The following is a 9,895-nucleotide window of genomic DNA, read 5'->3' as shown; positions in this document are numbered from 1 at the left end:
ATGGATTGCACGCACGGTCGTAACTCAGCGAACCTCGCTCATCTGTGTAGGAATTCCGCTACACAGCTTTCAGTCAGTACAAACCCGTCTCGCCCGGCACCGGGTTGTCTTCGCCGGAACCGTCGAGGGCGTCGCCGGCGGCGTTGGTGGCGCGATAGCGGGTCGGGTCGTGTTCGTCGTATTCGAACTGCTCGGCCTGCCTGCGCGCATTGCGGCGGATCAGCCAGGCGGCGGTGAGCGCGGCGACACCGAGGCCGGCGCCGATGGCGATCGTCGTACGCGGATGGTTACGGACCTGGGTACCGGCCTTGCGGGCCAGCGCCCTCGCCTGCTTGCTGGTGAGCGCCGCGACCGCTGCGGCCTGGGCCGTCGCCTGCGTCGCCACCTTGCTGGCCTTGCGGCCGGTGCGGACAGCAAGCAGGCCGGCATCGCCCGCGTACTGGCGTGCGGCGCCGGTCAGCTCCTGGGTGCGGTCATGGGTGACGGCGCCAGCGAGGCGCTGCGCGCGGCCGCCGAGTTCCAGGGCGAGGCTCTTGCGAAACAGGGTCATGGGGGTGGTCTCCTTGGGCGTTCTAAGGAAACCACCGTGCCGGGGCGGACGTGATGGGGATGCGTTGGCGATGTTCGAACCGCGTCACCGTTCAGCGTTCAGAGGGTGGCCAGCCAGTCTTCGTCGCTGCCTTCGTTGACGCCCTCGAAGAGGAAGGTCGACAGGTAGCGTTCGCCGGTGTCGGGGAGCATGGCGAGGATGACGCTGCCCTCCGCCGCCGTTTTGGCGAATTCCAGCGCCGCGGCCACCGTGGCGCCGGCGGAGACGCCGACGAACAGGCCCTCCTCCGACGCCAGCCGGCGAGCGGTGTCGCGGGCCACGACTTCGTCGACCAGGATGTCCTGGTCGAACACCTTCCGGTTCAGCACCTCGGGCACGAAATCCGGAGTCCAGCCCTGAATCTTGTGCGGCGACCACGGCTTGTCCTGCAGCAACGGGGCCGGGGCCGGTTCGCAGGTGACGATCTTCACCTCGGGACGGGCCACCTTCAGCACCTCGCCCACGCCGGTGAGCGTGCCACCCGTGCCCCAGCCGGTAACGAAGGCGTCGAGCCGACGGCCGGCGAAGTCCTGCAGGATCTCGGCGGCCGTGGTGCTGCGGTGGTAGGCCGGATTGGCCGGGTTCGCGAACTGGCGAGGAAGGAACCAGCCGTGCTTCGCCGCCAGTTCCTCCGCCTTGCGGACCATGCCACTGCCGCGCTCGGCGGCCGGGGTCAGGATTACCTTCGCACCGTAGGCCCGCATCAGCTTGCGCCGCTCGATCGAGAACGAGTCGGCCATGGTCGCCACGAACTTGTAGCCCTTCGCCGCGCAGACCATCGCCAGCGCCACGCCGGTATTACCCGAGGTGGCCTCGATCACGGTGTCGCCGGGCTTCAGCTGGCCCTTGCGCTCGGCATCGAGGATCACGGCGATGGCCAGCCTGTCCTTCACCGATCCGCCGGGATTGAAGGATTCGACCTTGGCGTACAGACTCACGTGGGCGGGGGCGACACGATGGAGGCGCACGATGGGCGTGCGGCCGATGGTGTCGAGGATGCTCTCGTAGATCATGGGCGGTTCCCGGGATGGACGCAGTCGTCCGAGAGTACGCCGCTCCGCCTGCACCGACAAACCCTTACCTGGCCCCTCATGAATCGACGTCCAAATGGCTCGCCCGCGGGTGGCCCTGCCGCCCTCCTGGCCCTCGCCCTCGGCCTGGCAGCGGGCCACGCCAGCGCACAGGATTTCCCGCGCACGCCGAAGGAATACCTGCAGCGCATGGACGCCGACGGCGACGGCAAGGTCGACGAGGCGGAATACGTTCGCTACATGAGCCAGGGCTTCATGCGCATGGACGTCAACGGCGACGGCGTGCTCGATGCGAACGACGGCCCCATGCGCCCCGGCGCGCGCCCGGTGAAGCTCGAAGACTTCCAGCGCAACCTCATCCGCCAGTTCCACCGGCTGGACACGAACAAGGATGGTTACCTCAGTGCCCGCGAGCTTGCACAGCCGCCGCAGTAAGGGTTCGACACGTGCACTGCCGTAGCAGGCGCGGCATCGGTTTCGGGTATCCTCGGCCATCCCTGGGGAGGGCCCGATGAGTACAACCGAATTGTTCCTGATCGCCATGGTGATCATCCTTGGCGTGCCGTACCTGATCTGGCGCGTGTTCCGCACCGATTACTGGGCGCCGCTGGTGGTAGTCCAGATCCTGACCGGCATCCTGCTGGGCCCGGGCGTGCTGGGCAAGGCGTTTCCCGACTACTACGCCACGGTGTTCGCGCCGCCGGTGATCGGTGCGCTAAACGGCATCGCCTGGTGGGCGGTGATGGTGTTCGTCTGGATCGCCGGCATCGAACTCGACCTGCGCGCGGTGTGGCAGCAGCGCAAGGAGTGCGGCACGACCGCCGCGCTCGCCCTGGGCGTACCCATGTTGACCGGCTGCGCGGCGGCGCTTGGCTTGCTGGCCTGGCGCGACGGCTGGATGGGTACCAATACCCAGCCGTGGCAGTTCGTCGTCGGCGTGGGCATGGCCTGCGCCGTCACCGCATTGCCGATCCTCATCCTGCTGATGACCAAGCTGGGCATCCTGCGCGAGCCGCTTGGCCAGCGCGTGCTGCGCTATGCCAGCCTCGACGACCTGGCCATCTGGGCCGTGCTCGCCATCCTGCTGCTGGACTGGAAGCGCGTCGGCCACCAGGCCGCGTTCCTCGCCGTGTTCGGCGCGGCGGCATGGGCGTTCCGGCGACTGATGGAGCGCGTGCAGGAACCGGACCGGTACTACCTTGGCCTGGTCTGGCTTGCCGCCTGTGGCTACGGTGCCGACTGGTGCGGCCTGCATTTCATGGTCGGCGCGTTCCTGGCCGGCGCGGTGATGGAGCGTGACTGGTTCACGCTGTCGAAGCTCGACGCCTTGCGTGACAACGTGCTGCTGGTGGTCATGCCGGTGTTCTTCCTCTCCACCGGCCTGCGCACCAACTGGAACATCGGTGGCACCGCGGTGTTCGTGGCCGCCGCCGTGCTGCTCGTCGCGTCGGTGCTGGGCAAGCTGGCCGGCGTCGGCCTGGCCGGCCGCATGCTCGGCTGGAAGCGTGGCGAGGCCTGGGTCATCGGCTGGCTGCTACAGACCAAGGCGTTGATCATGATCATCTTCGTCAACGTGCTGCTCGACAAACACATGATCACCAGCGAGACCTTTACCGCGCTGCTGTTGATGGCCGTCGCCAGCACGATGCTGACCGTGCCCTTCGTCGCGCCGCGGCTGAAATCGCTCGGCCATGGCTGATCCGACGCACACCCCGCTGGCGACGCCCGTGCGCCGTGCGGCGGTGGTGTTCGTCTTTGTCACCGTACTGATCGACATCCTCGCCTTCGGCATCATCATCCCGGTGCTGCCGCACCTGATCGAATCGATGACCGGTGGCACGGTCAGCAACGCGGCGTGGTGGGTCGGCATCTTCGGCACCGTGTTCGCCACCGTGCAGTTCTTCTCCTCGCCGATCCAGGGCGCGCTGTCCGATCGCTTCGGCCGGCGCCCGGTGATCCTGCTGTCGAACCTGGGCCTGGGCCTGGACTTCGTGCTGATGGCGCTGGCGCCGTCGTTGTGGCTATTGTTCGTCGGCCGGATCATCTCCGGCATGACCGCCGCCAGCTTCACCACGGCGAACGCTTACATCGCCGACGTCACGCCGCCGGAGAAACGCGCGGGCGCCTTCGGCATGCTCGGCGGCGCGTTCGGCATCGGCTTCATCATCGGCCCGGCGCTGGGCGGTTTCCTTGGCGGCATCGACCTGCGCCTGCCGTTCTGGGTGGCCGCAGGGCTGGCGCTGGCCAACTTCATGTACGGCTTCTTCATCCTGCCCGAATCGCTGCCGCCGGAACGGCGCGCGCCGCGCTTCGAACCGCACACGGCGCATCCGCTGGGCGCACTGCGGCTGCTCCGCTGCAGCCCGACGGTGATGGGCCTGGCCGTGGTGATGTTCCTGTTCTACCTCGCCCACTACGTGCTGCAGACCACCTTCGTGCTCTATGCGGACTACCGCTATCACTGGGGCGCGCAGGCGGTCGGCTTCGTGCTGGCCCTGGTCGGTGCGTGCGACGGCTCGGTGCAGGCGTTCCTGACCGGCCGGCTGGCCAGCCGCTTCGGCGAGCGGCCGGTGCTGAAGCTCGGCATGGCGTTCGGTGCGGCGGCGTTCGCGGTGATGGGCCTGGCCAGCACCGGCTGGGTGTTCCTGCTCGGCATCCCGCTGATGGCGCTGTGGGGACTGGCCGGGCCGCCGATCCAGTCGATCATGACCCGCTGCGTCGCGGCCGACCAGCAGGGCCGTTTGCAGGGCGCCATCACCAGCCTGGGCAGCTTCGCCGGGATCTTCGGGCCTTACCTGTTCGCCCAGATCTTCGCCTTCTCGATCGCCCCCGAGCGCACCGTGCACGTCCCGGGGATCGCCTTCCTGCTCGCCGCCGGCCTGGTCGCCATCGGCGGCGTGGTGGCCGCCCGTGCCACCCGCGGCGTCCTGCCACCGGCCGCCCCTGTCGCCGACCCTACGCCTTAAGACAGATCAAAATTGTCAGATTTCATCGTATGATGCGCGAAGGACTTAAGAAACTTCACGCGACGTTTGGGGCGTGCGTTTGGACAACCAGCTCTGGGAAAGTAAATACCGAGAGGCCGTCGAAAGGCTCACCCGCGAGGAAGCCCAATGGCGGGCGGTGGAGTCTGTCCTGCGCCAGCTGGTCGGTAGCCTCACGCGTGCCGCCCATGGCGCGCACGACCAGGTCGATCCGCATATCGAACGCCTGAGCGCCACGCTGGCCGCCGGTCCGGCGGATCCGATGGTGCTCGAAACCCTGTCCAACAGCCTGCGCGATGCGCTGGAGAGCCTGGCCACCCGGCCGCTGCGCTCGCCGGAAGAACGCGCCGTGCCGATCACCCGCCCACAGCGTGGTGAATACGGCTCCTCGGTCCAGTCCGCCCTGCACCGCCTGGTCGACCGCATCGTGGTCCAGCCCAAGCTGGCCGACCGCGCCAACGACCTGCGCCGCGACGTCGCCGATGCCGGCGACCTGGTCGCCCTGGCCGCCTGCGGCGACCGCCTGGCCGACCTGGTCAACGAACAACGCATCAGCATGCAGCGCGAGATCGATGCGCTGCAGGCCGTGCTGCGCCACGTGGCCAGCCGGCTGGACGAAATGACCCAGTACATGGCCCGCGAGCTCGCGGACCAGTCCACCGGCGAGGCCAACGGCCAGGCCCTGGATGCCTCGGTCGCCCACGAGATGCGCCTGCTCAGCGAAGGCGTGCTCGAGGCGGAGGACACCCACGAGCTGCGCGAGCGGGTGAACAGCAGCCTGGAAACCATCGCCGCCTGCTTCCGCGAGTTCCGCGAACGCGAAGGCACCCGCCTTACCGCGTACCGCGACCGCGCCGAAAAGATGCGCCAGCGCGTGGAGCAGCTGGAAACCGAACGCCACGCGCTGCAGCGTTCGCTCGAACGCGAGCACGAGCTGGCGCAGACCGACACGATGATCGGCATGCCCAACCGGCTGGCCTACGAGAAACGCATCGAGGCGGCTTTCGAAAGCTGGGGCACCACCTCGCGCCCGCTGTCCATCGCCGCGATCGACATCGATCATTTCAAGAGCATCAACGACACCTACGGGCATACCGCGGGCGACGCGGTGCTGCGCGTGATCGGCCAGGCGCTGGTGAAGCACGTGCGCCCGGTCGACTTCGTGGCCCGCTATGGCGGCGAAGAATTCATCGTGATCTTCGATGGCGCGGACGAAGCCGAGTCGCTGCAGGTGTGCGAGCGCCTGCGCGGGAAGATCCAGCACCTGGCCTTCCACGCCAGCCGCCAGCCCGTGCGCGTCACCGCCTCGATCGGCGTCGCCCAGTTCCGCCCCGGCGACACCCCGCAGATGGTCTTCGAGCGCGCCGACCTCGCCCTGTACACGGCGAAGAACGGCGGTCGCAATCGCTGCGTGGCCGGCTAGGCGCCCGCCACGCCCGACTCAGGCCGCCACGCCAAACAGGCGGCCCACCAGTGCGGTCAGTGCCATGGCCGCCGCTCCCCAGCAGAGGATGCGAGCCACGCCGCGCCACACCGGCGCACCGGCCAGCCGCGCCGAGACAGCGCCCAGCACGGCCAGCGCCAGCAGGGACACCACGACGGTGACCTGGGCCATGTGCTCGCGCGGCGAGATCGCCGTGGCGAGGATCGGCACGATCGCGCCCAGCGCGAAGCTCGCGGCCGAGGCCGCGGCGGCCTGCAACGGCCGCGCCGAGGTCACGGTCGACAGGCCCAGCTCGTCACGCGCGTGCGCACCCAAGGCATCGTGCGCCATCAGGTCACCCGCCACGCGATGCGCGAGTTCGCGATCCAGGCCACGACGCACGTAGATCTCGGTCAGTTCCCTGTGTTCGCCGGTGGGATCCTCGCGCAGTTCGCGCGACTCCACTTCCAGTTCCGCGCGTTCGCTGTCGGCCTGCGAACGCACCGAGACGTATTCGCCGGCGCCCATCGACATTGCGCCCGCCACCAGCCCAGCGATGCCGGCGACCATGACGTTCGCGACGCCGGCTTCGGCCGAGGCGACGCCGACCAGCAGGCTGGCGGTCGACAGGATGCCGTCGTTCGCGCCGAGCACGGAGGCGCGTAGCCAGCCGAGGCGATCCAGCCGGTGGTGTTCATGGTGCTTTCGGATCACGCGTCTCCTCCTGTTCTTTGTGTTCCACCCAGTCTTCCAGCCGCGAGACCAGCCACGCCACCGCCAGTGCACACGCCGTGCCGAGGATCACCTCGCCCAGGCGCCATGCGGCGACCTCCCAGCGCGGGCCGCTGGTCGGCACGAGCAGGACGATCGCCGTGGTGATCCCACCGATGCGCGCCGCCGCACCCACGTTCGCGGTCCAGCACGCCACGGTGACAGCGGCCAGGGCGGCGGCGAACGAGAGCAGGTCGCCGCTATCGCCCAGCCACAGGCCCAGCACGCCGGCGATGCCACCGAAGGTCGTGCCGAGGATGCGGTCGCGACCTGCCCCGCGCGTGTCGCCGTAGTGCGGCTGGGTCACGGCGATCGCACTGATCGCCGCCCAGAACGCTTCCGGTGGATGCAGCAGGAAGCCGACGCCATAGGCGAAGACGGCGCCCAGCGTCGACTTGAAGGCCATGAACAGGCCGACCCGCACGCGCGGGCCCAGCGGCAACCTTCGGAAGACATTGTCGAGCAACTGCTGCGCACGACGGACCCGCAGCAGCTCAAGGGCACCGCGTCGCTCGGGCTTGCCGGGTTCGGTTTCGCTCATGGCCCATCCTAGCCGTTCGTGCCGTCGACGCGCCGCCAACGGGCGCGCACAATACGCGCCGACCCGGCCCCCGGCCACCCCTCCCGAACGAGTCCATCCATGTCCGTCACGATGTACCAGATCACCGTACCCGTCCTCGCCCGCGCGCTGCGCAATCTCTCCGCCGTGGTGAAGAAGGGTGCCGAGCACGCGAAGGAACGCCACATCGCCGAGGAAGTGCTGCTCAACACGCGGATCACCCCGGACATGTTCCCGCTGATCCGCCAGGTGCAGATCGCCACCGACATGGCCAAGGGCGCCGCCTTCCGCCTCGCCGGCGAAGAGCCGCCGAAGATGGAAGACAACGAAGCCACCTTCGACCAGCTGCTGGCCCGCATCGACACCGTGCTCGGCATGCTCGAGCGCTTTACGCCCGCGCAGATCGACGGCAGCGAAGAGCGCACCATCGTGCTGAAGATGCGTTCCGGCGAAATGACCTTCAAAGGCCAGGCTTACCTGCTCGACTTCGTGCTACCCAACGTCTATTTCCACTGCACGACCACCTACGCGATCCTGCGCGGCGTCGGCGTGGTGCTGGGCAAGGCCGATTTCGTCGGCAAGCATTGACGCAACCACCCCGATCGACCTGTAGGAGCGCGCCTGCGCGCGATGGCACGGCGCCCAACCGTTCCGTCATCAACGCGCGGTTGGTTTTTCGCGCGCAGGCGCGCTCCTACAAATCAGCCGGTCGGTAGGTCAGTTCTTGAGCTTCCACCCTGTGCGGAAGATCCACCAGACGATGGCCAGGCAGGTGAACATGAAGCCCAGCGTCGCACCGGCGCTGACCAGGACGTTCACGTCGGCCTGTCCGTAGAAGCTCCAGCGGAAGCCGTTGACCAGGTACACCACCGGGTTGAACAGGGTGACCTTCTGCCAGAACGGCGGCAGCATCGAGATCGAATAGAAGCTGCCACCAAGGAAGGTCAGCGGCGTCATCACCATCAGCGGCACCACCTGCAGCTTCTGGAAGTCGTCCGCCCACAGGCCGATGATGAAACCGAACAGGCTGAAGGTCACCGCGGTGAGCAGCAGGAACCCCAGCATCCAGAACGGGTGCTGGATCTCGTAGGCGACGAACAGGCGCGCCGTGGCGAGGATCAGCAAACCAAGGATCATCGACTTGGTCGCCGCCGCGCCGACGTAACCGAGCACCACTTCGACGTAGTTCACCGGTGCCGACAGCAGTTCGTAGATCGTGCCGGCCCACTTCGGCATGTAGATGCCGAACGATGCGTTGGAGATGCTTTCGTTGAGAAGCGACAGCATGATCAGGCCGGGGATGATGAAGGCCCCGTAGCTCACGCCGTTGATGGCGCCCATGCGCGAGCCGATCGCCGCGCCGAACACCACGAAGTACAGCGAGGTGGAAAGCACCGGCGAGGCGATGCTCTGCATCAGCGTGCGGAACGTGCGGGCCATCTCGAATCGGTAGATGGCGCGGACACCATGCAGGTTCATGCGCTCTTCCTTACCAGGCTGACGAAGATGTCTTCCAGCGAACTCTCGCTGGAATGCAGGTCCTTGAAGTCGATGCCGAGCGCGCCGAGTGTCTTCAGCAACTCGGCGATGCCCGTATCCTCGCCCTGGGTGTCGAACGTATAGGTCAGGCACAGGCCGTCCTGCGACAGCTCCAGCGGCCAGTGGCCCAGGCCCTCGGGCATGGCTTGCAACGGCGATTGCAACGACAGGGTCAGCTGCTTCTTGCCCAGCTTGCGCATCAGCGTGTGCTTGTCTTCCACCAGCACCAGCTCGCCACGATTGATGACGCCGATGCGATCGGCCATCTCTTCGGCTTCTTCGATGTAGTGCGTGGTGAGGATGATGGTGACGCCCGATTCGCGCAGCTGGCGGACCATCTCCCACATGTCGTGGCGCAGCTCGACGTCGACGCCCGCGGTGGGCTCGTCGAGGAACAACACGCGCGGTTCGTGCGACAGCGCCTTGGCGATCAGCACGCGGCGCTTCATGCCGCCGGACAACGCCATGATCTTTGAATCGCGCTTGTCCCACAGTGACAGGTCGCGCAGGATCTTTTCGAGGTAGGCCGGATCGGGCGACTTGCCGAACAGGCCGCGGCTGAACTTCACCGTCGCCCACACCGTTTCGAACGCGTCGGTGGAAAGCTCCTGCGGCACCAGGCCGATGATCGAGCGCGCGGCACGGAAGCTGCCGACGATATCGTGTCCATCCACGGTGACGCTGCCGCCGCTGGCGTTGACGATGCCGCAGATGATGCTGATCAGCGTGGTCTTGCCGGCGCCGTTCGGGCCGAGCAAGGCGAAGATCTCGCCACGACGGATGTCGAGGTCGACATGTTTCAGCGCCTGGAAGCCGCTCTTGTAGGCCTTGGACAGGCCGCGAACCGCGACGATGGCGTCGCTGGCCGGGTCGGTGGAGGACATGGGGGTCCAATCGTTTCGGGGTGGCGGGTGATGGTAGTCCCTTGGATCGGCGCGCGCACGGCCTTGAACGCGCGCGTTGTCCGCCCCACCATCGACGGATACCCCAGGGAGACAC

General features: G+C 67.5%; 11 protein-coding genes. 5 read left to right on the top strand and 6 right to left on the bottom strand.

The genetic code is table 11. The features are described 5' to 3' along the window. Positions 1-73: 73 nt before the first annotated feature. Together KPL74_19920 and cysK are read right to left on the bottom strand one after the other, a co-directional pair. Positions 74-550, bottom strand: coding sequence for a hypothetical protein (locus tag KPL74_19920; GenBank protein QWT20004.1), 477 nt, complete (start codon positions 548-550; stop codon positions 74-76). A 98-nt stretch (positions 551-648) separates the two neighbouring features. Then, a complete protein-coding gene (gene cysK, locus KPL74_19915) occupies positions 649-1,602 on the bottom strand; it encodes a cysteine synthase A (GenBank protein QWT20003.1) in 954 nt (317 codons plus the stop codon). Positions 1,603-1,680: 78 nt separating this feature from the next. On the opposite strand from cysK, the gene KPL74_19910 reads away from it, so the two are divergent. From KPL74_19910 to KPL74_19895, 4 genes are all read left to right on the top strand, one after another. Further along, positions 1,681-2,055: an EF-hand domain-containing protein gene (locus KPL74_19910; GenBank protein ID QWT20002.1), complete on the top strand. Its 375-nt coding sequence runs from the start codon at positions 1,681-1,683 to the stop codon at positions 2,053-2,055. A 76-nt stretch (positions 2,056-2,131) separates the two neighbouring features. Continuing rightward, entirely contained in the window at positions 2,132-3,319 is a 1,188-nt protein-coding gene (locus KPL74_19905; protein QWT20001.1) for a cation:proton antiporter, read from the top strand. After that, on the top strand, positions 3,312-4,586 hold the full coding sequence (locus tag KPL74_19900) for a TCR/Tet family MFS transporter (GenBank protein QWT20000.1): 1,275 nt from the start codon (positions 3,312-3,314) through the stop codon (positions 4,584-4,586). The genes KPL74_19905 and KPL74_19900 overlap by 8 nt, the downstream gene beginning before the upstream one ends. Before the next feature lie 73 nt (positions 4,587-4,659). Then, complete coding sequence (locus KPL74_19895) at positions 4,660-6,027, top strand: diguanylate cyclase (GenBank protein ID QWT19999.1); 1,368 nt, start codon at positions 4,660-4,662, stop codon at positions 6,025-6,027. Between the two features lie 18 nt (positions 6,028-6,045). Here KPL74_19895 and KPL74_19890 read toward each other — a convergent pair whose 3' ends face one another. Continuing rightward, a complete protein-coding gene (locus KPL74_19890; protein ID QWT19998.1) occupies positions 6,046-6,741 on the bottom strand; it encodes a VIT family protein in 696 nt (231 codons plus the stop codon). Further along, entirely contained in the window at positions 6,722-7,339 is a 618-nt protein-coding gene (locus KPL74_19885; protein QWT19997.1) for an FUSC family protein, read from the bottom strand. The genes KPL74_19890 and KPL74_19885 overlap by 20 nt, the downstream gene beginning before the upstream one ends. Before the next feature lie 99 nt (positions 7,340-7,438). On the opposite strand from KPL74_19885, the gene KPL74_19880 reads away from it, so the two are divergent. Then, a complete protein-coding gene (locus KPL74_19880; GenBank protein QWT19996.1) occupies positions 7,439-7,945 on the top strand; it encodes a DUF1993 domain-containing protein in 507 nt (168 codons plus the stop codon). Positions 7,946-8,074: 129 nt separating this feature from the next. Here the strand turns inward: KPL74_19880 and KPL74_19875 are convergent, their stop codons facing one another. Together KPL74_19875 and KPL74_19870 are read right to left on the bottom strand one after the other, a co-directional pair. Continuing rightward, positions 8,075-8,836: an ABC transporter permease gene (locus tag KPL74_19875; GenBank protein ID QWT19995.1), complete on the bottom strand. Its 762-nt coding sequence runs from the start codon at positions 8,834-8,836 to the stop codon at positions 8,075-8,077. Next, a complete protein-coding gene (locus KPL74_19870) occupies positions 8,833-9,780 on the bottom strand; it encodes an ABC transporter ATP-binding protein (GenBank protein ID QWT19994.1) in 948 nt (315 codons plus the stop codon). The genes KPL74_19875 and KPL74_19870 overlap by 4 nt, the downstream gene beginning before the upstream one ends. Positions 9,781-9,895: the final 115 nt, after the last annotated feature.

The sequence above is a fragment of the Bacillus sp. NP157 genome, assembly GCA_018889975.1.
Lineage (GTDB): Bacteria > Pseudomonadota > Gammaproteobacteria > Xanthomonadales > Rhodanobacteraceae > Luteibacter.
This window is presented reverse-complemented; position numbering and strand designations above follow the sequence as displayed.

Bases quoted from the DNA above. Each gene is read 5' to 3' on its own strand.
- KPL74_19920 (QWT20004.1), bottom strand. From the start codon at position 550: ATGACCCTGTTTCGCAAGAGCCTCGCCCTGGAACTCGGCGGCCGCGCG.
- cysK (QWT20003.1), bottom strand. From the start codon at position 1,602: ATGATCTACGAGAGCATCCTCGACACCATCGGCCGCACGCCCATCGTG.
- KPL74_19910 (QWT20002.1), top strand. From the start codon at position 1,681: ATGAATCGACGTCCAAATGGCTCGCCCGCGGGTGGCCCTGCCGCCCTC.
- KPL74_19905 (QWT20001.1), top strand. From the start codon at position 2,132: ATGAGTACAACCGAATTGTTCCTGATCGCCATGGTGATCATCCTTGGC.
- KPL74_19900 (QWT20000.1), top strand. From the start codon at position 3,312: ATGGCTGATCCGACGCACACCCCGCTGGCGACGCCCGTGCGCCGTGCG.
- KPL74_19885 (QWT19997.1), bottom strand. From the start codon at position 7,339: ATGAGCGAAACCGAACCCGGCAAGCCCGAGCGACGCGGTGCCCTTGAG.
- KPL74_19880 (QWT19996.1), top strand. From the start codon at position 7,439: ATGTCCGTCACGATGTACCAGATCACCGTACCCGTCCTCGCCCGCGCG.
- KPL74_19875 (QWT19995.1), bottom strand. From the start codon at position 8,836: ATGAACCTGCATGGTGTCCGCGCCATCTACCGATTCGAGATGGCCCGC.
- KPL74_19870 (QWT19994.1), bottom strand. From the start codon at position 9,780: ATGTCCTCCACCGACCCGGCCAGCGACGCCATCGTCGCGGTTCGCGGC.